This is a genomic window from Acinetobacter sp. 12966, assembly GCF_031196995.1.
GTDB lineage: Bacteria > Pseudomonadota > Gammaproteobacteria > Pseudomonadales > Moraxellaceae > Acinetobacter > Acinetobacter geminorum.
Map to the genome: position 1 here is coordinate 17,441 of NZ_JAVIMC010000059.1, position 25,124 is coordinate 42,564.

Here is a 25,124-nt window from a genome sequence, read left to right on the forward strand (position 1 = left end):
ACGTCAAAAATGATTGGATGTTAACGACAATTTCGCTGTGACGAATTCGTGACAGCATCATAGTTTGCTCAGGAGGGTTAATCAATGCCTATTACCGTACATGCTTATAGTTCTCTAGATAATTCAGAGATCCGCGATCAGCTTGAGCGACTGTATGATACAAGTCCGGAGTTTGGTGACGGGCACGATGCGATTGAACAACTTGAACAAGATTTACAACAGTATACCACGCTATACACTGCCGAATTTAACACCAAAATTATAGGTGCAATTTGGTCTTCAGGACAAGGCGAAAGCAAGGTTCTTGAATATATTGTTGTGCACCCTGCTAACCGTGGTCGTGGGGTAGCTGAGCGCTTAGTTGAAGAAGCTTGCCGCATAGAAGAGTCAAAAGGTGTTAAAACTTTTGAGCCAGGCTGTGGCGCGATTCATCGCTGTTTGGCTCACATTGGTAAACTACATCACTAAAAATTTCTATTATTTTGTAGTTGTGATTTAAAAATAATCACTTGTTACAAAAAACGCGGAAGTTGCTTGACGTCTTCTTATAAACATTGTTTAATACGCCCACTTCGGCGTGATAGCTCAGTAGGTAGAGCAACGGATTGAAAATCCGTGTGTCCCCAGTTCGATCCTGGGTCTCGCCACCATTATTTGTGTTTTCAATCCCTGATCCCATCAGGGATTTTTTTTTAAGTATAAAAAATACTCATTTAAATCAGAAACTCAGGATAATTGTTGACTATTGTTCTGAGATACGGCTTAATACAGGCCATCGGCGTGATAGCTCAGTAGGTAGAGCAACGGATTGAAAATCCGTGTGTCCCCAGTTCGATCCTGGGTCTCGCCACCATATTCAAAAAAGCCCCATTCATAATGTATGGGGCTTTTTTCATGCCTGTTTATTTAATAATAAGATTAAGACTTTACCTGTGTATAAATCTCATTTTATCCACAAGCAAAGAGGATTATCCCCAATATCGCCTTAAGTTTTTAAAAATGGCTCAACTGAAACGTGGTTCTAATCATGAGAACTATCACGAATAAGTCGTTTTCCTAAGCACACTGCTTCTACCTCGTCATAGCCAAGTTGTTCGTAAAAATTCAATACATTCAAATTGTCTTTACGGACTAATAATTGAAGCTTTGGGCAACCCCGAGCGATGAGGCGCTTCTCAAGCTGCTGAACGAGCGCTGTAGCGATTCCTAAGCGTTGTTGGTGGGGGTGAACAGCCAAATAGTTGATCCAGCCTCTATGACCGTCGTAGCCGCCCATAAGCGTACCAATCAGTTGCTCATCTTTAATAGCAACTAAAAACAAATCATCCTGTTGTGAGACTTTCCTGAAAATATCGGTTTCCGGATTATTCCAAGGGCGGGTCAGTCCACAGCTTTCCCATAAAATAACGACATCATCCAGATCTGCATTTGTAAATTGACGAATAATAAACATATGGATTTCTACTTTTTGTTTTGATGTGCTCAAAAGATAAAATAAAAATTCGGACTTGAGCAGTGTTTTATCAATAATTTAAACAAATAAAAAAAGCACCCCCGAAGGAGTGCTTGAATTAAACCAGTGGTTTAAGCTGATTTTGCAACTGGTGCTGCTTGAAGCATTTGACCTGTTTCTTCGAAGTTCGCATGCCAAGACAATGCTTCACGAAGTAAGTGAGGGGTATGTCCACCTTTAGCACATGCACGGTCAAAGTAGTCATTTAATGCATCACGATAAAGTGGGTGTACACAGTTATCGATAATTGCACGAGCGCGTTCACGAGGCGCTAAACCGCGTAAGTCAGCTAAACCTTGCTCTGTTACTAAAATATCAACGTCGTGTTCACTGTGATCAACGTGGCTCACCATAGGTACGATAGAAGAGATATCGCCGCCTTTAGCAATTGATTTGGTTACAAAAATCGCCAAGTGAGCGTTACGAGCGAAGTCACCTGAACCACCAATACCGTTCATCATTTTAGTGCCGCACACGTGAGTTGAGTTCACGTTACCGTAAATATCAAACTCAAGCGCAGTATTAATACCGATAATTCCTAAACGACGAACCAATTCAGGATGGTTAGAAATTTCTTGGGGACGAAGTACTAATTTATCTTTGTAAGCTTCGATATTGCCAAAAACTTTTTCGCCACATTTTGCAGAAAGGGTAATTGAGCTACCAGAAGCAAATTTCATTTTGCCTGCATCAATGAGTTCAAAAGTACAGTCTTGTAGTACTTCTGAGTACATGATGAGATCTTCAAAATCAGAATCTTTTAAACCTGTTAATACAGCGTTGGCAATAGAACCAATTCCTGCTTGTAATGGACCAAGGTTTTTCGGTAAACGACCTTCTGCAACTTCTTTATTAAAGAAAGCAATTAAGTGGTTTGCGATGCCTTGAGTCTCATCATCTGGAGGAGTTACTGTTGATGGTGAGTCATGTGTATCGTTAAATACAATACCTACAATTTTTGCAGGATCGATTTGGATTGCCGTTGTACCAATACGCTCATCCACTTTTGTTAATGGAATTGGAGTACGTGTTGGACGGTAAGTCGGAATATAGATGTCGTGCAAACCTTCAAAGCTTTCGCTTAAAGATGTGTTGATTTCAACAATAACTTTTTCGGCAAAAATAGCAAAGCTTGCAGAGTTACCCACAGAAGTTGTTGGAATAATGCCGCCATCTTCAGTAATCGCAATTGCTTCAATTACCGCAACGTCTGGACGTTTAAGTTGCTGGTTACGCATTTGCTCAACAGTTTCTGATAAATGTTGATCAATAAACATAACTTCGCCGTTGTTAATTGCACGACGTAAAGTGTTGTCTACCTGAAATGGCATACGACGAGATAAAACACCTGCTTCCGTGAGTTGTTTGTCTAAGTCATTACCTAAGCTAGCACCCGTAATTAACGTGATTTTTAACGGATTTTTCTTTGCATGCTCTACAAGTGCTTGTGGAACAGCTTTAGCTTCACCGGCACGAGTAAAACCACTCATACCAACGGTCATTCCATTTTCGATGAATTGCGCAGCTTGTTCAGCACTGATGACCTTGTCATGAAGAGAAGCTAGGCGAATACGACTTAAAGACATTGGACATCCTCAATATTGTCAAAACATACGGGATTTTAGCTATGAAAAATTGAAAAGTGCATAGGTGTTAGGCTAAGGTCTAATTTTGTAAATAAATGGCGGTATAAATAATATTTATAGTTTTTATTTAATTGATTTTTATTGCTTTTATTTATCATTAAAACAAGGCTTTTAATTGCTGATTGATCAAATTAAAAGCGCTCACTTAAAGTTTGTTTTATTTTTTCCAAAGGATTCGTCGTGGTATTTTCTTCGGTACTCGGTTTTGGGATTGGTAAAGAAATAATAACCTCTAAACCACCTTGTTCACGGTTATGAATTTGGATCTCGCCATGATGAATATCGACAATACGTTTAACAATAGCCAGTCCAAGACCACTACCTTGAATGGTTCTTGCTGAGTCTCCGCGAACAAAAGGTTGCATTAACTCTTCAATTTGATCTGCCGGAATACCTTCACCATGATCAGCAACGGTAATTAAAATAGATTCATTTTCAACTTTTGCACTGAGCTCTATTGGTTCAGCACCATAGCGTTTTGCATTATTAATCAAGTTGGCAATCAATCTTTTTAAAGAAAGACTACGTGCCGGAATAATAGGTACATCCTGCATCTCGAATTGAATATCGAGAGGTTTAAATTGCACAACAAGTTCTTGCAAAAGCATGTTGATATTGGTGTCTTTCAACTCCTCATCTGAGCCATCGCGCATGTACGAAATGAACTGATTAAGAATTGCATCCATGTCATCTACGTCATAGACCAAGCCTTCACGTAAAAACTCATCAGGCAGCATCTCTGCTGTTAAACGTATGCGTGTAAGTGGAGTGCGTAAATCATGTGAAATACCTGCCAACATAATACGTCGCTCACGCTCAGTCTGATCGAGTGTGTAGACCATACGATTAAAGGCTTGGTTTACTTGACGAATTTCTAGTGGTCCATGATTGGTATCAAGGTACGGCGCGGTTCCAGATTTACTGTATTCATTGGCAGCATTCTGCAAACGACGCAGGGGGCGGTTCATCTGTCGAACCAAAATTAAAATAATGATAGCCGACAGTAATGGAACACCCACGACCCAACCCACTAAAAGTTCAGGACTGTAATTGGCATAGGTTTTTAAAGGTTCACGAACCCAGTTCCCATGCATTTCAGGAGTTTGAATCCAAATGCGTGGGCTCGGTTTAAACTGGAAATAAACGGTAACGTCTTTAGTCCCGATCTCATTTGCCAGCTTTTTTTCGACGTGATTGGTAAAAAACTCGGCAATGACCTTTTCTCGGACACTTGGATATTCTTTTGGGTTGGTAATGTATTCAATACCGACTCGATTACGCAACCACGCATCAACATCGACTTCATTTTCACGATGAAAAATTCGTATATCAGGATTGTTGACGAGCTCAAGCTCAACCGCAAGATAACGGGCGTGCTGTTGAATTTCAGGTAAATAAAGAGTGCGCCAAAAGAACCATAACGACATAAATAAGCTAAAGAACACCACCAGCAGTACCAGAATAGTGGTACGCATGGCAGCAGAACGTGGCTTTATTTTGTCGAGAAAACGTTCCCACCGAGTCCGTTTACGCTCTGAGTAGGTAACGTAATCGGTAAAGTTCTGTGGGGCGATTGGTTCTAAACTCACTCTATCTTATCTCAAGCTTATTCAGCACCATCTGGAACGAATACATAGCCGACACCCCATACAGTTTGGATGTAACGTGCACGTGCAGGGTTATCTTCAATTAAACGACGTAAACGAGAAACTTGAACGTCAATTGAACGTTCCATCGCACCCCATTCACGGCCACGCGCTAAGTTCATCAGTTTATCGCGTGTTAAGGGTTCACGTGGGTGTTGTACTAATGCTTTTAATACTGCAAATTCGCCAGTTGTTAAGGTAACGATTTGTCCTTCACGTGTCAGCGTACGAGTAGACAAGTCTAGAGACCATGGACCAAAGCTTACAACTTCAACTTGTTGGCTTGGTGCGCCCGGAACTTCACGAACTTGGCGACGTAATACTGCACGGATACGTGCTAAAAGTTCATTTGGGTTAAATGGTTTTGGTAAGTAGTCATCTGCACCAGCTTCAAGACCTGCAATACGGTCTGAATCGCTACCACGTGCTGTTAACATGATTATTGGCGTGTCAATATTTGATTGGCGTAAACGACGGCAAATACTTAAACCATCTTCAACCGGTAACATAAAGTCGAGTACGATAAGTGAAAATAACTCACGTTGTAATAAGCGGTCCATTTGCGAAGCATCGTGGGCAGTTTTTACAACAAAGCCTTTATCTTCCAAAAAACGTTGCAAGAGGGTACGTAAACGCACATCGTCATCGACCACTAAAATACGTTCGACACGATCCGTTTCGTTGTGTACGGTTTCAGGATGTTCAGCAGGTACAACTAAACTCATGATGTACTCCCTTTTAAAGTCATAATTTATATATTATTGGGTCGGATAGGCTTATTGCCAACAAGCCCTCAGTATAATGCCGATGTTCTTGTTTAGACTATGTATCAATTTGCTCAAAATTACAATTTTCAAGGTTGTTTGAAACCAAAAAACAACATCTTAAGCCCATAATTTAGCAAAGACCGACCTAAAACAACAAATAGTTAAATTTTCAATAAATTTCTAATTACTCAATAGTAATAACTAATTGTTTCAAATCAATTCTTTGAAATAAATATAATAGACTTTTGATTGCTGAATAAGATAAAAAAACTGAGTAAATAACAAATTAGAAGAATAAAGTAGTGCTCAACCTTAATATTTTTGTCTTTTGGGCTATGTATCAATATGATCAATTTCTCATAAATTATATTAAATTTTTCTCACGTTCATGACACAATTCATACGTTTATATTTTTTAAAGATTAAAAGGGAGGGTTCGCTCTCAAATTTTTCATACTTAAATCACTGTTTTTATGTGCTCTAGTAGTCGTAAAAAGTATAAATATTCAGAGTCAATACAAAAAAACGTTTTGAACACGCAAACAAGTGTGGATTTTATGGGCTTGGTCTTTATAATCAGTGCTTTTAAACTTTATCCTTGTGGGATCAAACACGATGACTGACTTAGTTCAGCAGTTGGCAAGTGAGCTTGCCGTACGTCCAAACCAAGTAGAAGCTGCCATCCGCTTAATTGACGAAGGTGCCAGTGTTCCATTCATTGCCCGTTACCGTAAAGAGGTAACACAAGGTTTAGATGATACGCAGTTACGCCAATTAGATACTCGTTTAGCGTATTTACGTGATTTATATGAGCGCCGTGAAAAGGTCATTCAGTCTTTGCAAGAACAGAATAAATTGAATGATGACTTGTTGGCGCGGGTGAATGCAGCCGAAACAAAAAATGCTTTAGAAGAAATTTATGCACCGTATCGTCCTAAGCGTACAAGTAAGTCTTTTAAAGCAAAAGAAGCAGGTTTAGGACCAATTGCTGAAAAAATTATTGCAGAACAAGTTGACCCAACAGAAGCATTGGCTGGGTTTAGTCATGAAGACTATCCAGATGTTGAAAGTCAGTTAGATGCGATCCAGCATATTCTGATTGATGACTGGGCACAAAATATTGCGCTTACTACAGAATTAAAAGCAACTTTTGCAAAAACTGCGGTTTTAAAAAGTACAGTTGCTTCTGAAGAAAAGAAAGAAGTCGGTAAAAAATTCCGTGATTACTTTGAATTTTCTGAAGGTTTAAACAAATTACCTTCACACCGTTTATTGGCGATGTTACGTGGTCGTCAAGAAAATGTATTAGGTTTAAAAGTTGATGGTGAAGATGATGCACCATTAGCGCGTATTGAAACTGAATACAACCTTGAGCAAATTCAACCCCAAGTACGTCAAGATTTCTTAAAACAAACTGCAAAATTATTCTGGTTGGGTAAAGTTCGTCCTCAAATTGAGCATTCATTGCTAACAGAGAAACGTCTTACTGCCGAAGCAGAAGCAATGCAGGTATTTGCTGAAAATCTTCGTCATTTATTATTATCAGCACCAGCGGGTGGTCGTACTACTTTAGGTGTTGACCCTGGTATTCGTACTGGTGTGAAACTTGCGGTGGTAAGTGATGCAGGTGATGTACTTGCTCATAGCACGATCTATCCATTCGCGCCTAAAGAAGATAAAGAAGGTTCTATTGCTGAACTTGCACGTCTATGCCGTGAATATAATGTAGAGCTTATTGCTATTGGTAATGGTACAGCTAGCCGTGAAACGGAAGCTGTAGTGGCTGAAATGATGGCTGCTAATACAGACCTTAAATTAACACGTGTGACTGTAAGTGAAGCGGGTGCATCTGTTTACTCTGCAAGTGAGCTTGCAGCGGCTGAACTTCCAGAGCTTGATGTTTCAATTCGTGGTGCAGTGTCGATTGCTCGCCGTTTACAAGATCCACTTGCTGAACTTGTTAAGATTGATCCGAAATCAATTGGTGTAGGTCAATATCAACACGACGTAAATCAAACTGGTTTGGCTAAAACGCTTGACGCAGTTGTTGAAGACTGTGTGAACGCTGTTGGTGTTGATGTAAATACGGCGTCACCAGCAATCTTGGCTTATATTGCTGGTTTAAACAAAGCAATTGCACAGCAAATTGTTGAATACCGCAAAGAGCATGGTCGTTTTGATAACCGTCAAGCTTTGAAAAGCGTACCACGTTTAGGTGAGCGTACGTTTGAACAAGCGGCTGGTTTCTTACGTATCCAAAATGGTTCTGAACCTTTAGATGCTTCTGCTGTTCACCCTGAAAGTTATGGTCTTGTTGAGAAAATTGTTGCAGCAAAAGCGACAACTGTGAAAGACATCATTGGTAATACCGAAATCATTCGCCAAGTAAAAGCTGATGAATTTGTTGATGACAAATTCGGTTTGCCAACAGTACAAGACGTATTAGCTGAACTTGAAAAACCGGGTCGTGACCCGCGTCCAGAGTTCCGTACTGCTAAATTCCGCGAAGATATTACTGAAGTGGGCCAATTAACTGAAGGTATGCAACTTGAGGGTGTGATCACTAATGTCACAAACTTTGGTGCTTTCGTTGACATTGGTGTACATCAAGATGGTTTAGTTCATATTTCTGAATTAGCGAATGAGTTCGTTTCTGATCCGCATAAAGTTGTAAAACCGGGCCAGATCGTACAAGTGCGTGTTATGCAGGTTGATGTTGAACGTAACCGCGTGAACTTAAGTATGCGTGCTGAAGGTTCTGCACCTGTAAAAGCACAGCGCCCACCACGCCGTGAACAAAATACAGAACAGCGTTTTGAGCGTAAGCCTCAAGGTAAACGTCCTCAACCACGTAAAGATCAAGCTGAACGCCCTCAGCGTAGCAAACAGGAAAAACCACAAGAACAAAAGATTGGTGGTTTAGGTGCATTGTTACTACAAGCGGGAATTAAAGGTTCTAAATAAGAGTCTTTAATTGATAAAAAGGCCTCCAATTGGAGGCTTTTTTTATGGGTTAAAATATTACTTTTTTAATAATTATATAAAAGCGAAATAAGAAAAAAACAGTCGTAAAGATGAGGTGAATCTTAAGATCAACAAATCGTTGTTAAATACACAATTAAATACACAACGTTATAGCATAACTAAACTTTAATGATATTCAGTTGTTCGACATCATCAACCCAGCCTTGAAGCATTTACTCACTTTCAGGCTGTAATAGTACAACTTTGCTTATTTCTTTATATTATAAATGGTTGTTTTATGTCGGTTTTAAACCTGAAAAATAGATTTCATTTAAAAGACCTCTTGTCCGGAGTTGTCGTATTCCTCGTGGCATTACCGCTGTGTTTGGGTATTGCTTTAGCCTCAGGTGCTCCCATCATCTCTGGTATTATTGCAGGTATTGTGGGCGGCATTATTGTGGGTTTACTAAGTGGTTCTCACATTAGCGTTGCAGGCCCAGCGGCAGGGCTGACTGCTGTCATCCTTGTACAGTTAGAACAATTAGGCGGCAATTATGCCGCCTTTTTATTATGTATTATTTTTGCCGGTGTCCTACAAATTCTATTTGGATTATTTAAGTTAGGTTTTTTTGCGAACTTTATTCCAAATAATGTCATTTTGGGATTACTAGCCGCTATTGGCGTGATTCTGATTGCCACGCAATTACCTTATCTGTTTGGACTTTCTGATTTTTCATGGAAACAGGTTTGGACTTCAACACCAGATGCATTCCTTCAACGTTTTGATGGAGGTGCTGCGCTTATTGGCTTGCTCAGTTTATTTTTAATTTTAGCGTGGGATAGCAGTCCGCTTAAAAAATTAGCTTTACCTTCCGCTTTGATTGCGGTTGTACTAGCAGCAGTTTTAAATTTTATTTTAGTGAGTATGGGCTCTTCATGGGCAGTACAAATTGATAACCTAATTCAATTGCCGAATATATTACAGGCACCCGAAAAAGTATTAATTTTCCCTGATTTTAGCTATTTAGCTGAGCCTATGATTTACACAGGGGCAATTACTCTGGCTGTTGTGGCATCTTTAGAAACGTTATTGAATTTAGAGGCAGCAGATAAAATCGATCCTCAAAAACGTTCTTCTCCGCCGAACCGTGAACTCTGGGCACAAGGTACAGGGAATATCGTTTCGGGCTTAATAGGTGGCATGCCCGTGACTTCAGTGATTGTGCGTAGTTCGGTGAATGCAAATACAGGGGCGCGTAGTAAATGCTCTACCATTATTCATGGCGTATTATTGCTACTGGCAGTTTTGTTCTTTGTGCCATTAATGAACATGATTCCTCTGTCTGCATTGGCTGCGATTTTAATCGTGACAGGCTTTAAGCTTACTCATCCAAAACTATTTAAACAGCTTTATCAAAAAGGTTGGAAACAGTTTTTACCTTTTATTATTACTTTAGTTGCAATTTTATTGACCGATCTTTTAATGGGAATCTTAATTGGCCTGTTCACCAGTAGTGCCTTTATTCTCTATGGTAATTTTAATAAAGGTATTCGTGTTTATAGAGAGAAGCGCTTACATGGCGTAGTGACTCGTATTGAACTCCCATCACAAGTTACCTTTCTTAATCGTTCTGCGCTTATTTCGGCATTAGAACATGTGCATAAACATCAACAACTCATTATTGATGCAACTCAGTGTGATTCGATCGATCCTGATATCTATCAAGTTATTCAAGATTATCAAAGTGAAACAGCTATTAAACGTCAAGTAAACCTTAAATTGGTTGGATTCAAACAGCACTATCAAGACGTTGATGATGCGGTACTTGATATTGATATTAGTACACATGATTTGCAACAAAAGCTGAGTCCACAACAGGTCGTTAACCTACTTAAAGAAGGGAACGAACGTTTTGTAAAAAATGAACGCCTTCAACGAGATATTTACCGACAAATTCGTGTGACTGCAGATGAAGGGCAACATCCGATCGCAGCAGTCCTTGGGTGTATGGACTCACGTGCTCCTACCGAAATGATTTTTGATGTGGGTATTGGTGATCTGTTCAGCTTGCGAATTGCAGGTAATATTGCTGGGCAAAAAGTATTGGGTTCACTTGAATTTGCGTGTCAGGCTAAAGGTTCTAAAGTAATCGTTGTTTTAGGACATACTGATTGCGGTGCGGTGACGAGTGCATGTCAATTGCGTTTAGAACAAAAACAAGTATCTGATGTGAAGGAAATGCCACACATTCAATATGTGCTTGGACCATTAATGCATTCGGTTGATAGCGTATATGACATTATGCAACCACGTGAATTAGGTAATGCTTTTATTAGTCAAGTCACAGCAATGAATGTTCATTACAACATCCAGTACATTATTAATAATAGTAGTGTGCTTAAAGATATGGTTGATCGAGGTGAGATCGTAGTTGTGGGTGCAATTTATGATGTAAAAACAGGGCACGTTCAGTTTCTTGATTGATCAGTTCTTTAGTTAAAAAAAGCGCCTTATTTAAGGCGCTTTTTATTCGTTATGCGATTGACTCAAAATTACCAGTGTTCACCTGGGAAAATACGTGCATATGCTTTTTGTGCCCAGTTTAATTTCTCGGTTTTTTGTCCCTTCGCTGCATCTGAACTTGGGAATAAACGGAAACCAATCGACATGAACATATTATTAATGCCTGGCGCTACAGAATAAGTCATTGAAGCTAAGCGGCCTAAGTTAGTTGCCATACGTTTTGGACGTTTCACAATTGCATAAGCAATTAGGTCAGCGGCCTGCTCAGGTGAAAGTGTTGGTACATATTTATAAATTTTAGTTGGTGCAATCATTGGAGTACGAACCAATGGCATATAAATTGAAGTAATCGCAATTTTGTGTGCATGAACTTCGGCAGATAGGCAGCGGCTAAATGCATCAAGAGCGGCTTTAGATGCGACATATGCAGAGAAGCGAGTAGCGTTTGCTAAAACACCAATCGAGCTAATATTAATGATTTGTCCGTCTTTACGCTGAATCATATGCGGCAAGATATTGAGAACTAGACGAACCGCGCCAAAATAATTTAATTGCATTGTGCGTTCAAAGTCATGAAAACGATCATAAGATTCATGTACAGCACGGCGAATAGAGCGACCTGCGTTATTAATTAAAATATCAATGTGATCAACAGTCGCTAAAATTTCTTTAGATACTTGGTCAATCATTTCCATATCGTTAAGATCACACGGGAAAATTGATGCCTTACCGCCACGTTTTTCGATATCTGCTTTTACTTCTTCCAAAGTTTCTTGAGTACGGGCAACCAGTAAAACATGGGCACCAGCATCAGCAAGTTTGTTTGAAATCGTTAATCCGATTCCACTCGAGGCGCCTGTCACCAAAATGACTTTATCTTGTACCTTTTCCTGGAACAGAGCTTCTAATTTTTTATTCACAGCATTTTACCTAAGTAGGGGCAGGGACTATTTATTCCGGTATGTAATTTTTATTTTTTACAACCGTAGGTTCATCCAAATGAACTCATAAATGTTGTTCTTATCTTAATAGATGTTTAAAAATTGTCTAGTCTGTAAATATATGAAATTTAACAATTTATTTAGAGTAAAAACTCTAAAATAGTATCTTAATCCATTAATTATTTTAGTTATATAATGAACAAAAATATGAAAAAAGCCTCTATTTCCAGAGGCTTGATAAATAGTTTAAAAGTTATACAGCTGAAAGTGCTTGTTCTAAATCGGCAATTAAGTCATCAATATGCTCAATTCCAATGGAAAGACGAACCATATCTTCACTTACACCAGCAGATTTAAGTTCTTGTTCATTAAGTTGACGGTGAGTCGTGGTTGCAGGGTGGCAAGCCAAACTTTTAGCATCGCCAATATTAACAAGACGAGTAAATAGCTGGAGTGCATCGATGAATCGAGTACCTCCTTCGCGCCCATCTTGCACCCCGAAAGATAAAATTGCAGAAGGTTTGCCTTTTACATATTTTTGAGCAAGCTGGTGCTGTGGATGATCTTTTAAACCTGCGTAGTTCACCCATTTTACTTTTGGATGGGTCTGTAAATATTCCGCAATTTTTTGCGCATTTTCAGTATGACGTTCCATGCGGAGGTTTAGAGTTTCTAAACCTTGTAAAATTAAGAAAACACTCAGTGGGCTAATTGCCGCACCTGTATTACCTAATGGCACTACGCGAGCGCGTGCTATATAGGCAGCCTCACCCAATGCCTCGACATAATTAACCCCATGATAGCTTGGGTCTGGCGTGTTCAAAACTTTAAAACGCTCTGGATATTTACCCCAAGGGAATTTGCCGCTATCGATAATTGCGCCACCAATGCTATTACCGTGTCCACCAATATATTTGGTAAGAGAATGAATAACGATATCGGCGCCATATTGAAATGGTTTTAATAAGGCAGGGGTGGCAACCGTATTATCGACGATGACAGGTACGCCATATTCATGTGCAATTTTTGAAATTGCTTCTAAATCGATTATATTTCCGAGTGGATTCCCAATTGACTCAACAAAAACAAGTTTAGTTTTATCATCAATTAAATTACGTAAGCTTTCAGGCTGCTGATAATCAAAAAAGCGAACTTCAATGCCTTGTTTTGGTAAAGTGTGGGCAAATAAATTATAAGTTCCGCCATATAAAGTTGAGACGGAGGCAATGTTGTCTCCTGCTTCTGTAATTGTTTGGACAGCATAGGTAATCGCTGCCATTCCAGAAGCCAAGGCTAAAGCACCAATTCCGCCTTCGAGTGCAGCAAGACGTTGCTCAAGCACAGCAGTGGTCGGGTTCATAATACGGGTATAAATATTGCCCTGAACTTTTAAATCGAAAAGGTCAGCACCGTGCTGTGTATTATCAAATGCATATGAAGTGGTTTGATAAATAGGGACCGCAACCGCTTTTGTTGTTGCTTCGGGTGAGTAGCCAGCGTGAATTGCTAAGGTTTCATCTTTATAAGTCATGATTACTTCATCTTCGTGAGTTAAATATTGAGCGAGTCTAGCCTAAAATTTATGTACAAAATTGCAGAAATTCTGGTTTGTTTTCTAATTTTAGGAATAAAGATAGAAAAATATACGCTGAAAAGCTGTATAAATCTTATCCATAAACATTTTGCAACTTATTGAAAAAGAAAATTGTTTGATAAATCCGTACGATGGAAATCATAACTTCAAGTTGTTGGGGTTTTCAGCGTATAATACGCGCGATTATTTATCGCTTATGCGATGTATTGGTTTTTCAATTGAGGAGTCCTGCGTGGCCCAATATATTTATACGATGAACCGAGTGTCTAAGATGGTTCCGCCAAAGCGCGAAATCTTGAAAGACATCTCTTTATCATTTTTCCCGGGTGCCAAAATTGGTGTGCTCGGTTTGAACGGTGCAGGTAAATCTACCTTGCTTCGTATTATGGCTGGCGTAGATAAAGATTTCTCTGGTGAAGCTCGTGCACAACCTGGAATTAAAATCGGCTATTTAGAGCAAGAGCCACCTCTTGATCCGACTAAAGACGTTCGTGGTAACGTTGAAGATGGCGTGCGTGAAGCTTTAGATGCTTTAGAACGTCTTGATCAGGTATTTGCAGAGTATGCAGACCCAGATGCTGATTTTGATGCACTTGCAAAAGAGCAGGAAAAATTAGAATCAATTATCCATGCTTGGGATGCACATAACTTAAATAACCAGCTTGAAATCGCGGCAGATGCCTTGAACCTTCCAGCTTGGGATGCAGACGTAACTAAGCTTTCAGGTGGTGAGCGCCGTCGTGTAGCGCTTTGTCGTTTATTGCTTTCGAAGCCAGACATGTTGCTTCTTGACGAACCGACGAACCATTTGGATGCAGAATCTGTATCTTGGTTAGAGCGCTTCTTGAAAGATTTCCCTGGCACAATCGTTGCGATTACGCATGACCGTTATTTCTTAGATAACGTTGCCGAGTGGATCTTGGAGCTTGACCGTGGACACGGTATTCCTTACCAAGGTAACTACTCTTCTTGGTTGGAACAGAAAAATGCTCGTTTAGAACAAGAGCAGAAACAAGAAGAATCTTTTGCTAAAGCATTGAAAAAAGAACTTGAATGGGTTCGTTCAAATGCGAAAGGTCAGCAAAAGAAAAACAAAGCGCGTATGGAACGCTTTGAAGAGCTTAACTCTAAAGAATTCCAGCAACGTAATGAAACGTCTGAAATCTACATTCCACCTGGCCCTCGCTTGGGTAATAAAGTTGTGGAAGTGGAAGGTATCAGCAAATCATTTGACGGCCGCGTATTATACGAAAACTTATCGTTTACTGTACCACCAACAGCAATTGTGGGTATCGTTGGTCCAAACGGTGCGGGTAAAACGACTTTATTCCGTATGATGACTGGCGAACAGCAACCTGATACAGGTACTGTGACTTTAGGTGAGTCAGTTAAAGTGGCTTACGTAGGTCAGATTCGTGACACCCTAGACAATAACAAAACTGTTTGGGAAGAAGTGTCTGGTGGTTTAGATATCTTGAAAGTGGGCGATTATGAAATTGCTTCACGTGCTTATATCGGCCGCTTTAACTTTAAAGGCCAAGACCAGCAAAAACGCGTAGGCGAATTGTCTGGTGGTGAGCGTAACCGTTTACAACTTGCGAAAATTTTACAGCAAGGTGCAAACGTTATCTTACTGGATGAGCCATCAAACGACTTGGATATTGAAACTTTACGTGCGCTTGAGGATGCAATTCTTGTATTCCCTGGTACGGTAATGGTGGTATCGCATGACCGTTGGTTCCTTGACCGTATCGCGACCCACATCTTGTCATTTGAAAATGAACAGCCAGAATTCTACACAGGTAACTATGCAGAATATGAAGCGTATCGTCAGTCACGTTTAGGTGAAGACGCTGTTCAAAAACGTACTAAATACAAAAAAATTAGCGGATAATCTCTGTTAATTTAAAAAACCAGCCTAAGGGCTGGTTTTTTTATGAAAATGCGAGTTTACTAAAAGCTTCTTGTAAGCAATGCTCGGCATCGGGATGTCCCTGACTTGCTGCTTTTCTAAGCCATTTTTCAGCTTCGTTATAGTTTTTATCTAATCCAAATTGACCATTGAGATAACCAATACCAAGCTTAAAAGAAGCATCAGAGCTACCACGTAAAGCTGCTCGTAAGTAGCACCACATAGCATTTCGGTCATTAGGAGTTACATCTAACCAATTTTGCATACGTTCATGGTCTTGCTCAGCTAACTCTTCAAAGCGTAAACCCTGTTCAATTTCATCAACTGCTTGCGAATGCATATCAGAAGGTAAGTTTTCAAAAGCAAACAAGTGATTAAGTCCATGCTTGATTGATTTCATATTCATGATAGTCTCCCTTGTTCCTCAATTTGATTGAATTGAATCACACTTTTAAGCTAGTCCCTTATATTGAAATATTATGTTTTTTTTTGTAAATGTAATATAGCGTATTTGGATGAAAAATAGTGAAGTTTTGGCTTACATAAAAGTTACACGTGTTTTTATGCTAAGTGAAATTAATCTAGCTCTTCTCTATATACTTTATCTATAGCGGTGTTTTGATAGCTAGAAAATCCTCATTTTTTGATAACGTATCTATTTTCTTTGATCAAAAAAGCATGAGTAAAAATTATAAATAACAAACAAAAGATAAATTTTTAAACAAAACCAGCTTAAGGGCTGTTTTTTTAATTAAGGACTTGGAAATATTAATTATTAAATTCGCCACGTAAATCAGCCCACATCAGTGATGGAACGACCGTAATCACATCGAAGGTCATGGCAAATGGATAGAGCACCATACGGGTCGCCTTTTTCAAAGGATGTTTTTTGGACCTTTTTAGCTTCCTGTGATTGATAAAGCTGGCCTTTAAAGAAAATATTGATATAAGGATAAGGTGCCGTTTGTTGATTTTGAATGATATTGAAATTTTGTCTAAAGCCGAGAGACTTTAATAAATTTTTTTGCGAGTCATTTAAATCAACCATACGTGTGTTATAGCGTATTTGTAAAACGCCATGAAAATGATTGGGGTCATCCATGGTCAGTACTAGTGGGGATGGACTGGTCAGACTCCGTTGGTCTGCCGGGATTGCATGAAGAAGTTTTGATAGCTCAGCGCTTCCCTCGGTCATTAAATAGCTGAAATCTTGGCCTACAAATACGATCCCTTGTTCTTGCTGGTTTTGAACAGCTTGCCCTAAAGCAATGATTTGATCTTTTGCTAAAATGATCTTCTCGATTCTTGTGGTTTCATTAGGAAGAGCTTCTGAAAGTAATGTCGTGGCACAAGCACTCAAATTTAAACAGACGATAACGATTAGGGTGGAAAATAGTTTAAACATTGCAGGAACTCAAATAAGAAAATAATTTTTCTAAAGAAAAAACTTTTTTAAAACAGCGATAAATTGACAAAAAATTATTTTGTAATTTTATTACATTGGTATCGCTTGCTATAGTGACTTTGTACAATTTCTAATTATCACGGTGTACGGTTGCCACGTTCTACAATTTTTATGTCCGTCTTGTTTAGCTTGCTCATATTCCAAAGCTTATGGAATGTGGCAGCGGCATTTTGCGTGCATGAAAATAGGGGAGCGGCATTACAACATTTCGGTCATCATGCAGATTTAAATGTGTATCAATCTTCAGACCATATGCACACTGAACATATTGGTAATGTAGAAAATTCTGATAATGCTCCATTAAGCTGGCAGGATCATCATGATCATTTACCTTCGTGTTTTCATGTAGTGATGACTGAAAACGCGAAACAAGCTCAAGAACCTATTGTACGTGTACATGAGCTTTCACAAATCTATTACTGGTCTAATTCTTATCAGTCTCCGCATCTTGGCTCTTTAAATCCCCCTCCTGTCTTAACCCTGCTATAGGTGGGGTAGCCGAAAAATAACCCACCAGAAATTTATTTATTTCAAAGGGTTATTTTATGCTTAATTATATGTGCAAACAAAGCGCAGCAATCTTCTATGTAGATTACTCGCTTAAACATTCACGTCTTTATGTTAATGACAAGGCGGGATATAAGATTCTGTCAAATCTTTCCGGAAAACAAAAATATCATTTTAATGAATCGGTTATCTCATCTCTGATGATTCACAGTGATGGAGGTTTATGGAGATGAATATTTTATTTTCCCCCCGCGTTAGAACTGTGAGCTCCCGAGTGATTGGGTTTATTTTAGCTATTATTCTCGCTTTCAGCTTTAGTAAATGGCATTTTCAGGCAGCATTCGTGGAACATATTTTATGGTTCTTTGGATGGTTTTTTGTGGGCATTGGAGTAATGGGAAGAATATGGTGCAGTCTTTACATTTCTGGATTTAAGAATGCCAAGTTAGTAACCGATGGACCCTATTCTTTATGTAGAAATCCACTCTATCTATTTAGTTATCTAGGTGGAGTCGGGATTATGTTGATTACAGAGACATTTATCTTCCCAATATTATTTACACTTTATTTTCTCTGTTACTACCATTATGTCATACGCCAAGAAGAACAGTTCCTGAGTGAAAAATATGGAACTGCATATTCAGATTATATAAAGACAATTCCACGCTTTTTACCAAGTTTCAAAAATTTTAAAGAGCCTGAGTTCTATCAGGTTTCGCCGAAGCATTTTCGTATTTTTTTGACGCAGGTGGTTTGGTTTGTCTGGGTTGCGGCCTTAGTCCAACTTTTTGATGAGTTGCGACTGCATGGTGTTCTCCCTTCATTGTTTAGTTGGTTCTAAAAATGAAATGAAAGTATATCCGCATGCTTCTTAGAGACTCAGAAGTTTTGTTCTGAGTTGATTAACTAAGGCATGCGAAAAATTAATTTTATTTCTGGGTTAAATCCTTAAATAAATTCGGAATATTTAGATCAGGTGATTATTATGTCTATTAAACTAAATAAAAAATCAGTTTTGATGGTTTTACTTCTTTCAACAAGTTTGGCTCATGCTGATGGAGGGTTAATATTCCTCGAAAAGAATATTAAGTCTCAGCAAGAAACAAAAGCTAAAGCTGAAAAAAGTAAGAATCCTCATTTAACTTGTAAGCGTAAATAATTTTTATTTTTTAGGAAACTAATTACTTAATAATTAGTTTCCTATGAGTAAAGATAAAAATTCTTAATGATTTATTCTTATCTTTACTCAGGCGAGATTAGGATCGCTTCTATACTGCTATTTATAGATGTAATTTTATTACATGCCGATAGCCTGCTATAGTGGCTTTGTTCAACTTCTTAGTTTAATGGTGTGCTGTTGCCACGTTCTGCACTTTTCATGTCCGTCTTATTCTGTTTGCTTATATTCCAAAGTTTATGGAATGTGGCAGCGGCATTTTGCGCCCATGAAAATCAGGAAAAGGCATTACATCATTTTGGTCATCATGCAGCGTTGAGTTATGAAGCTTCACAGCATAGCCATACGGAAAAGACAGATATCGTAGGAACTACTCATAAAGCTCCTTTAACCTTGTCCGATCATCATGACCATTTACCTTCATGTTTTCATGTTGTGATTGTAGAAGCACAAGAAAAACTTGTTTCACCGTTAATACTGTCATCTGAGCCAAAACAACAATATTATTGGTCCAATTCTTATAAGTCCCCTCATATTTCTAAACAAGACCCGCCTCCTGTTTTAACCCTGCTATAGGTGGGGTAGCCGAAAATTAGCCCACCAGAAATATTATTTATTTCATAGGGTTATTTTATGTCTATTTTTTTATACGAAAAGCGTTTCGTTAGTCTGAGCACATCTTGGGTACTTAAATCATTAGTTGTTGCAGTTGCGCTTTCAACTAGCGTTGTAACAACTGCTGCTAGTTCAAATCAGAATCTTGCTGAGAATACTCAATCGCAGCAGGTACAGAATGTTTTAACATTTGAACAGGTACTCGATCAGGTTAAGCAGTTTCAAACTCAAACAGGAATTTGGCAAACTCAACAAGATATTGCCGAGAGCAATATCAAACAGAGCCAGCTATGGGAAAACCCGACGGTTTCTGTACAGCAAACGGGTTTTAAATCTGGAAAAGATCAGGAATTAGAACTCGGAATCTCGCAAAAACTAGATATTTTTGGTGTACGTTCCGCAGCAAAAAAACTAGCAAGTGTTCAGCAAAATCAAGTTGAGTTAAATCAGGTTTTATATGAGGCTCAACTGAAGCTGGCGGTAAAATATTTATGGTCACAAGTATCTATTTTAGAGCTTGAACATGAAGTTGCTAAAGCCCAGTTAAGAACGAGTAAAAATCTTCTTGATGCTACCCGCTTACGCTTTCAGGCCGGCAGTATTGCTCAGGTTGATTTAGATCGAACTCTTATGACGCATGTTGAAAATCAGCGTTTATATCAAGAAGTTGAATTATCACTGAGTAGTGCTAAAAGAAAATTGGCTAACTTATGGGGGGAGACAGATGATAACTTCACGTTACGTCCAGATATAAAAAGTGCGTGGCCTTTAAAAAATGAAAGTGATATCGACCAATATTTAAAACAGAATTTGTTAGAACAGTCCCTACGGCTTCAAGCAATACAACAAAATTCTGAAATTAATTATTTAAAGGCAAAAAATCGGCCTACGCCTACTGTAAATATGGGTGTGGTTCGTAGTAAAACCGCAGAAACGAGCAGTACCGAAAATCAGATTCGAGTCGGTATTGCAGTTCCTTTAAATATTTTTAATCGCCAGCAATATGCACTCAAAGTTGCTCAAAGCAAACTCGATTTAATTGACCAGCAGCAAAGCTTTTATAAAAAGCAAAGCGAGAATTCTATCCGTACTCTACAGTACGAGTTAGCGGGTTTAAAGCAGCAATATAATTTAATGAATGAGCAGCAAATCCCTTTATCAGAGACAGTACAAGAGAAAATGTTGCTTGGCTTTAAAGTCGGTAAATTTGCAATTACTGATGTCCAGCAATCTACCTTGCAATTACAAGAACAACGTTTGAAAAAAGTTCAACTACTTAAATCTGCTTGGCAAAAAGCAATTGAGGCAGAAAGTTTAGCTCTCGGGATTGATCCAAATGTGGTGATGTCTGGAGATGCATTAAATCAAATTAATCAAAATTTATGGCAAGACACCTATAACTTGCCGACAGTTGGAGGGGCAGAGTAATGTCAGTTAAAAAAATGAAAAACCAATGGTTTATTGCTATTCTGCTGCTGATTGTCTGCCTTGCTCTAAGTGCGTGGTTATTTTTCTCTGGAAAAAAACAGCCTAATACTGATGAAGGTGAAGAAGAGCATGCAGAGGGTGAAGCTGATCATGAAGAATCTGGAAAAGAGGAAGGGAGTTTAAACCTCACGTCTAAGCAACTGGTTGAATATGGAGTGAAGTTAGAGCAAGTAGGACGTGGAGAAGTTGAGCAGAATCTCTCGTATCCTGCCAAACTTGTAGTAAATACAGACCAGCAAGCACATGTCTCTTCAACTTTTTCTGCGCGTGTAGATAGTGTAAATGTTGCGTTGGGACAACAAGTTGAAAAGGGTCAGGCGCTTGCGACTTTATTTGTGCCGGATTTGGTTGATCAACAAGCTAACTTAAGCATGGCACAAGAAGCACTGACATTAGCCCAGCAAGATTATCAGCGTGAAAAACAATTGTGGGAACAAGGGGTTTCAGCACGTCAAGATTACCAGCGTGCTTACAATGCTTATCGTCAGGCGCAGATTCAGGTGCAGGCTGCAAATAGCCGTTTATCTGCATTGGGAGCAAATCGCTCAAGTAAAGGCCGATATGTTTTAACTGCACCTTTAAGCGGTGTAATCAGTAGTAAAGATATTGTCATTGGTGAGCAAATTGGTCCTGAAAAACAGTTATTTGTTATTGATCGCCTAGATCAGTTATGGGTTGAATTTGTGCTACCAAGTGCAAATACCAATATTCAGCCTAATCAGGAAATTGAATTTAAATCACTGCAAACGAATAATATTTTTAAAGCACAGGTACAAAGTTTAACTTCAGAAGCAGATACTCAAACTGGTCGTCTACAGGTTCGTGCCAAGGTACTCACACCTTCAAAAGAATTACGCCCTAACTTAATGGTCAATGTGTTACTGAAACAAAATAATGCAGCGACTGTATTACGAGTTAATAAGACAGCGATACAACAGATTGATGGAAAGAATGTCGTCTTTATTGCAAAACAAGAGAAGGACAAAATTCATTTTGCTCCTGTTGCGGTAGAGTTAGGTAATTATTCTTCAGATGCACAATGGGTAGAGGTTAAATCCGGAATTACTGAAAAGCAGCAATATGTGACTCAAGGTAGTTTCTTGCTCAAGTCCGAACTTGAAAAAGGGGAGGCTGAGCATGGACATTAATAAACCTGATTTGCCAAAGGCTGAAGGTTTGTTTGATCGAATTATTCAGTTTTCAATTAACAACGCCATTTGGGTCATGATGTTTGTCATTGCTTGGATTGGTGTCGGAATTTATAGCTACCAAAAACTTTCAATTGATGCCGTGCCTGATATCACCAATGTACAGGTACAAATCAATAGTCAGGCTAATGGCTTTACTGCGCCGGAAGTTGAGCAAAGGATTACTTATCCGATTGAAAATGCCATGTCTGGTATTCCCAATCTGGAACAGACTCGTTCAATTTCCAGATATGGCCTTTCTCAGGTCACGATTACCTTTAAAGATGGTACTGACATTTACTGGGCAAGACAGCTGATTAACCAGCGTTTACAAGAAGCAAAGAGTGCTTTACCAGATAGCATTGATCCGCAAATGTCTCCAATTTCGACTGGACTCGGTGAGATTTATCAATGGGTGGTAAAAGCAGAGCCAAATGCTAAAAAAGCAGATGGTTCAGCCTATAGCGCGATGGACTTGCGCGAAATTCAGGACTGGATTATTCGGCCCCAGTTACAACGCGTACAAGGGGTGGCCGAAGTTAATAGCATTGGTGGATATAACAAAACCTATGTGGTCTCTCCAGATCTGACACGGTTACAACAGTTGCAAATTCCACTCACTGATTTACAGGATGCGCTTCAAAATAATAATGAAAACCGTGGTGCTGGATTTATTGAAGAAAATGGCCAGCAACTCACCGTTCGTGTTCCGGGCATGCTGACATCGATACAAGATATTCAGAACGTTACGGTTGCCACTAAAAACGGTTTACCCATACGGGTTGCAGATGTTGCATCAGTATCGATTGGTCATGATTTGCGTACAGGTGGTGCTACCTATAATGGACAGGAAACTGTTTTAGGTATCGCCATGATGATGATGGGTGAAAACAGTAAAACCATTGCCAAGGCCATTGACGACAGAGTTCAGGAAATTCAAAAATCACTTCCTCAGGGCGTTGTGATTGAAACAGTCTATGATCGTAGTAGTCTCGTAGATAAAGCAATTAAAACAGTAGCTAAAAATTTAATTGAAGGGGCGATTTTAGTCATCGTTATCCTTTTTATTTTTTTAGGAAACTTTCGTGCTGCTTTAATCACTGCTTGTATTATCCCATTGGCAATGCTTTTTACCTTAACAGGTATGGCAGAACAAAAAATCAGTGCCAACCTGATGAGTCTGGGCGCTTTGGACTTCGGGATCATTGTTGATGGAGCAGTTGTTATTGTTGAAAACTGTATTCGGCGTTTAGCTGAAGCGCAGCATTTAAAAGGTCGCTTATTAACACGTTCAGAACGTTTCACTGAGGTCTTTCTAGCCGCTAAACAGGCACGCCGGCCATTAATATTTGGTCAGATCATCATTATGGTCGTGTACTTGCCAATTTTTGCTTTAGCAGGCGTAGAAGCAAAAATGTTCCATCCTATGGCAATGACCGTCGTTTTAGCGTTATTGGGTGCAATTATTTTATCTGTGACCTTTGTGCCAGCAGCTGTCGCTTTGTTTGTTACAGGTGAAGTGAAGGAAAAAGAAAGCCGCTGGATGATGTCACTGAAAAAAGGTTATGCAGACTTACTCGATAAAGCATATGCCTTCCGATATGTTGTTGTCACAGCAGCGATCAGCATTTTGATTTTGACAAGTGCTATTGCAACACGAGTGGGAAGTGAGTTCGCACCTCAACTCAGTGAGGGTGATTTTGCACTACAACTCATGCGTGCACCGAGCACAGGCATAGAAGAGTCACTTAAGATTCAGGAGAATGTAGAGAAGCAGTTGCTCAAAGCTTTCCCTGAAATTAAAGCCATTTTTGCAAGAACAGGAACAGCCGAGGTTGCGACCGATGTCATGCCTCCTAATATTTCTGATGGCATTGTTCTATTAAAACCGCACGATCAATGGCCAAACCCTAAAGAAACGATAGATGAATTGCGTACCAGAATGCTGCAATTTGTGAACCAGATTCCTGGTAATAACAGTGAATTCTCGCAACCCATCGAACTACGTTTTAATGAACTCATTTCAGGTGTACGTAGTGATATTGGGGTGAAAGTTTTTGGGGACGATATGCAGGTCCTCAATCAGGAAGCGGAAAAAATAGCCCAACAGCTACGTAGCATTCCAGGTGCCAGTGAAGTCAAAGTTGAACAGACTGACGGTTTGCCATTACTCAATGTTGATGTTGATCATGCTCTGGCTGCCCAATATGGATTATCAGTCAAGTCTATTCAGGATATTGTCGCTGCGAGTATTGGAGGACAAAGCGTAGGGCAAATTTTACAGGGTGATAGACGTTTCGATTTTGTGATTCGTTTGCAGGAAGACATGCGTACGCCTCAGCAGCTAGCACAATTACCGATTCGCTTACCAAACGGCGGTCTGATCCAGTTACAAGACGTTGCCAAGGTTGAGAATATTCTGGGCCTTGCTCAAGTGAGCCGTGAAAATGGCAAACGCCGAGTGATTGTGACAGCAAATGTGCGTGATCGTGACCTTGGGTCTTTTGTACAAGAGATGCAAAGCAAACTGGCGCAGCAAAAGCTACCTAGCGGTTATTGGTTAGGTTATGGAGGGCAATTTGAGAATCTTGCTTCTGCCACTGCAAGAATGCAAATTGTTGTGCCGATGGCGCTCATCATGATCTTTGTATTGCTGATGGCGGTATTTAGTAACTTTAAAGATAGTTTACTTGTATTTAGCGGGGTTCCTTTCGCTTTATCTGGTGGATTAGTAGCTTTATGGCTGAGAGATATTCCGCTTTCTATGTCTGCTGGAGTCGGGTTTATCGCTCTATCAGGTGTTGCGGTATTGAATGGTCTGGTCATGCTCACATTCATTAAAGAGCTAAGAGCAACTCTAGATGTTCATGCTGCAACTTGGAAAGGTGCTGTACTGCGATTACGCCCTGTATTAATGACGGCATTCGTTGCTTCCCTCGGTTTTATTCCAATGGCTTTGGCAACTGGAACGGGTGCAGAGGTACAACGACCTTTGGCAACGGTAGTAATCGGTGGCATTATTTCATCTACGATACTAACGCTGGTTTTATTGCCAGTCATTTATCGATGGATGAATGAAAGCAAGACGAATAAAGTTGAGCATTCATAATGTCATCGATTTGAGATATCTTTTTTGATGAAAAAGTTTGAGTCAGAAAAGTATTTGAAACAGGTAAAG

The 25,124-nt window shown here is 39.4% G+C and carries 20 protein-coding genes, 2 tRNA genes and 1 pseudogene; 14 read left to right on the forward strand and 9 right to left on the reverse strand.

The window, feature by feature from the left end; all coding sequences use genetic code 11:
- Positions 1-84: 84 nt before the first annotated feature.
- The 3 genes from RFW85_RS08645 (at position 85) to RFW85_RS08655 (ending at position 853) form a co-directional block, all read left to right on the forward strand.
- Positions 85-468 carry a GNAT family N-acetyltransferase gene (locus RFW85_RS08645; RefSeq protein WP_002116928.1) on the forward strand — a complete coding sequence of 128 codons (384 nt, stop codon included), beginning with the start codon at positions 85-87 and terminating at the stop codon, positions 466-468.
- Positions 469-574: 106 nt separating this feature from the next.
- Positions 575-650: transfer RNA gene (locus RFW85_RS08650), tRNA-Phe, on the forward strand.
- Positions 651-777: 127 nt separating this feature from the next.
- Positions 778-853, forward strand: a tRNA-Phe gene (locus RFW85_RS08655).
- Positions 854-1,021: 168 nt separating this feature from the next.
- On the opposite strand, the gene RFW85_RS08660 is transcribed toward RFW85_RS08655, so the two are convergent.
- The 5 genes from RFW85_RS08660 to ompR form a co-directional block, all read right to left on the reverse strand.
- On the reverse strand, positions 1,022-1,453 hold the full coding sequence (locus tag RFW85_RS08660) for a GNAT family acetyltransferase (protein ID WP_002116887.1): 432 nt from the start codon (positions 1,451-1,453) through the stop codon (positions 1,022-1,024).
- Positions 1,454-1,584: 131 nt separating this feature from the next.
- Positions 1,585-3,099 carry an acetyl-CoA hydrolase/transferase family protein gene (locus RFW85_RS08665; protein ID WP_002116671.1) on the reverse strand — a complete coding sequence of 505 codons (1,515 nt, stop codon included), beginning with the start codon at positions 3,097-3,099 and terminating at the stop codon, positions 1,585-1,587.
- A gap of 35 nt (positions 3,100-3,134) precedes the next feature.
- A complete protein-coding gene (locus tag RFW85_RS08670; RefSeq protein WP_309171409.1) occupies positions 3,135-3,257 on the reverse strand; it encodes a hypothetical protein in 123 nt (40 codons plus the stop codon).
- 33 nt (positions 3,258-3,290) lie between these two features.
- Positions 3,291-4,748: an ATP-binding protein gene (locus tag RFW85_RS08675; RefSeq protein ID WP_309171410.1), complete on the reverse strand. Its 1,458-nt coding sequence runs from the start codon at positions 4,746-4,748 to the stop codon at positions 3,291-3,293.
- Between the two features lie 17 nt (positions 4,749-4,765).
- The gene (gene ompR / locus RFW85_RS08680; RefSeq protein WP_000060753.1) at positions 4,766-5,530 is read right to left on the reverse strand and encodes a two-component system response regulator OmpR; all 765 of its coding nucleotides are present in this window, start codon (positions 5,528-5,530) and stop codon (positions 4,766-4,768) included.
- Between the two features lie 657 nt (positions 5,531-6,187).
- On the opposite strand from ompR, the gene RFW85_RS08685 reads away from it, so the two are divergent.
- Together RFW85_RS08685 and RFW85_RS08690 are read left to right on the forward strand one after the other, a co-directional pair.
- Positions 6,188-8,536, forward strand: coding sequence for a Tex family protein (locus RFW85_RS08685; RefSeq protein WP_170248070.1), 2,349 nt, complete (start codon positions 6,188-6,190; stop codon positions 8,534-8,536).
- A 298-nt stretch (positions 8,537-8,834) separates the two neighbouring features.
- Positions 8,835-11,021 (forward strand): SulP family inorganic anion transporter, encoded by a 2,187-nt coding sequence (locus RFW85_RS08690; protein WP_005067022.1) that lies wholly within the window; start codon positions 8,835-8,837, stop codon positions 11,019-11,021.
- 68 nt (positions 11,022-11,089) lie between these two features.
- On the opposite strand, the gene RFW85_RS08695 is transcribed toward RFW85_RS08690, so the two are convergent.
- Entirely contained in the window at positions 11,090-11,980 is an 891-nt protein-coding gene (locus RFW85_RS08695) for an SDR family NAD(P)-dependent oxidoreductase (RefSeq protein ID WP_002116932.1), read from the reverse strand.
- Between the two features lie 274 nt (positions 11,981-12,254).
- Complete coding sequence (locus tag RFW85_RS08700) at positions 12,255-13,532, reverse strand: aminotransferase class V-fold PLP-dependent enzyme (protein ID WP_309171411.1); 1,278 nt, start codon at positions 13,530-13,532, stop codon at positions 12,255-12,257.
- A gap of 295 nt (positions 13,533-13,827) precedes the next feature.
- On the opposite strand from RFW85_RS08700, the gene ettA reads away from it, so the two are divergent.
- Entirely contained in the window at positions 13,828-15,489 is a 1,662-nt protein-coding gene (gene ettA, locus RFW85_RS08705; RefSeq protein ID WP_005067029.1) for an energy-dependent translational throttle protein EttA, read from the forward strand.
- Positions 15,490-15,529: 40 nt separating this feature from the next.
- Here the strand turns inward: ettA and RFW85_RS08710 are convergent, their stop codons facing one another.
- Positions 15,530-15,913, reverse strand: coding sequence for a tetratricopeptide repeat protein (locus RFW85_RS08710; RefSeq protein WP_216076504.1), 384 nt, complete (start codon positions 15,911-15,913; stop codon positions 15,530-15,532).
- A gap of 362 nt (positions 15,914-16,275) precedes the next feature.
- Positions 16,276-16,912: pseudogene (locus RFW85_RS08715) on the reverse strand (hypothetical protein).
- Between the two features lie 150 nt (positions 16,913-17,062).
- Between RFW85_RS08715 and RFW85_RS08720 the strand changes: the two are divergent.
- The 8 genes from RFW85_RS08720 to RFW85_RS08755 all read left to right on the forward strand — a co-directional run bounded on the left by RFW85_RS08720 (position 17,063) and on the right by RFW85_RS08755 (position 25,055).
- On the forward strand, positions 17,063-17,461 hold the full coding sequence (locus tag RFW85_RS08720; RefSeq protein ID WP_216076505.1) for a cation efflux protein, CzcI-like: 399 nt from the start codon (positions 17,063-17,065) through the stop codon (positions 17,459-17,461).
- A 56-nt stretch (positions 17,462-17,517) separates the two neighbouring features.
- Complete coding sequence (locus tag RFW85_RS08725; RefSeq protein ID WP_235944459.1) at positions 17,518-17,712, forward strand: hypothetical protein; 195 nt, start codon at positions 17,518-17,520, stop codon at positions 17,710-17,712.
- Positions 17,703-18,320: an isoprenylcysteine carboxylmethyltransferase family protein gene (locus RFW85_RS08730; RefSeq protein WP_309171412.1), complete on the forward strand. Its 618-nt coding sequence runs from the start codon at positions 17,703-17,705 to the stop codon at positions 18,318-18,320. Before RFW85_RS08725 ends, RFW85_RS08730 begins: the two co-directional genes overlap by 10 nt.
- 144 nt (positions 18,321-18,464) lie before the next feature.
- On the forward strand, positions 18,465-18,638 hold the full coding sequence (locus tag RFW85_RS08735; protein ID WP_199977048.1) for a hypothetical protein: 174 nt from the start codon (positions 18,465-18,467) through the stop codon (positions 18,636-18,638).
- A gap of 198 nt (positions 18,639-18,836) precedes the next feature.
- On the forward strand, positions 18,837-19,232 hold the full coding sequence (locus RFW85_RS08740) for a cation efflux protein, CzcI-like (RefSeq protein WP_328704248.1): 396 nt from the start codon (positions 18,837-18,839) through the stop codon (positions 19,230-19,232).
- 57 nt (positions 19,233-19,289) lie between these two features.
- Entirely contained in the window at positions 19,290-20,699 is a 1,410-nt protein-coding gene (locus RFW85_RS08745; protein WP_309171413.1) for a TolC family protein, read from the forward strand.
- Complete coding sequence (locus RFW85_RS08750; RefSeq protein ID WP_309171414.1) at positions 20,699-21,907, forward strand: efflux RND transporter periplasmic adaptor subunit; 1,209 nt, start codon at positions 20,699-20,701, stop codon at positions 21,905-21,907. The genes RFW85_RS08745 and RFW85_RS08750 overlap by 1 nt, the downstream gene beginning before the upstream one ends.
- Complete coding sequence (locus tag RFW85_RS08755; protein WP_309171415.1) at positions 21,897-25,055, forward strand: CusA/CzcA family heavy metal efflux RND transporter; 3,159 nt, start codon at positions 21,897-21,899, stop codon at positions 25,053-25,055. Before RFW85_RS08750 ends, RFW85_RS08755 begins: the two co-directional genes overlap by 11 nt.
- Positions 25,056-25,124: the final 69 nt, after the last annotated feature.

Excerpts from the sequence above, each read along its gene's own strand:
- RFW85_RS08645 (WP_002116928.1), top strand. The coding sequence starts at position 85 with ATGCCTATTACCGTACATGCTTATAGTTCTCTAGATAATTCAGAGATC.
- RFW85_RS08660 (WP_002116887.1), bottom strand. The coding sequence starts at position 1,453 with ATGTTTATTATTCGTCAATTTACAAATGCAGATCTGGATGATGTCGTT.
- RFW85_RS08665 (WP_002116671.1), bottom strand. The coding sequence starts at position 3,099 with ATGTCTTTAAGTCGTATTCGCCTAGCTTCTCTTCATGACAAGGTCATC.
- RFW85_RS08670 (WP_309171409.1), bottom strand. The coding sequence starts at position 3,257 with ATGATAAATAAAAGCAATAAAAATCAATTAAATAAAAACTATAAATAT.
- ompR (WP_000060753.1), bottom strand. The coding sequence starts at position 5,530 with ATGAGTTTAGTTGTACCTGCTGAACATCCTGAAACCGTACACAACGAA.
- RFW85_RS08685 (WP_170248070.1), top strand. The coding sequence starts at position 6,188 with ATGACTGACTTAGTTCAGCAGTTGGCAAGTGAGCTTGCCGTACGTCCA.
- RFW85_RS08690 (WP_005067022.1), top strand. The coding sequence starts at position 8,835 with ATGTCGGTTTTAAACCTGAAAAATAGATTTCATTTAAAAGACCTCTTG.
- RFW85_RS08700 (WP_309171411.1), bottom strand. The coding sequence starts at position 13,532 with ATGACTTATAAAGATGAAACCTTAGCAATTCACGCTGGCTACTCACCC.
- RFW85_RS08710 (WP_216076504.1), bottom strand. The coding sequence starts at position 15,913 with ATGAATATGAAATCAATCAAGCATGGACTTAATCACTTGTTTGCTTTT.
- RFW85_RS08725 (WP_235944459.1), top strand. The coding sequence starts at position 17,518 with ATGCTTAATTATATGTGCAAACAAAGCGCAGCAATCTTCTATGTAGAT.
- RFW85_RS08730 (WP_309171412.1), top strand. The coding sequence starts at position 17,703 with ATGGAGATGAATATTTTATTTTCCCCCCGCGTTAGAACTGTGAGCTCC.
- RFW85_RS08735 (WP_199977048.1), top strand. The coding sequence starts at position 18,465 with ATGTCTATTAAACTAAATAAAAAATCAGTTTTGATGGTTTTACTTCTT.
- RFW85_RS08745 (WP_309171413.1), top strand. The coding sequence starts at position 19,290 with ATGTCTATTTTTTTATACGAAAAGCGTTTCGTTAGTCTGAGCACATCT.
- RFW85_RS08750 (WP_309171414.1), top strand. The coding sequence starts at position 20,699 with ATGTCAGTTAAAAAAATGAAAAACCAATGGTTTATTGCTATTCTGCTG.
- RFW85_RS08755 (WP_309171415.1), top strand. The coding sequence starts at position 21,897 with ATGGACATTAATAAACCTGATTTGCCAAAGGCTGAAGGTTTGTTTGAT.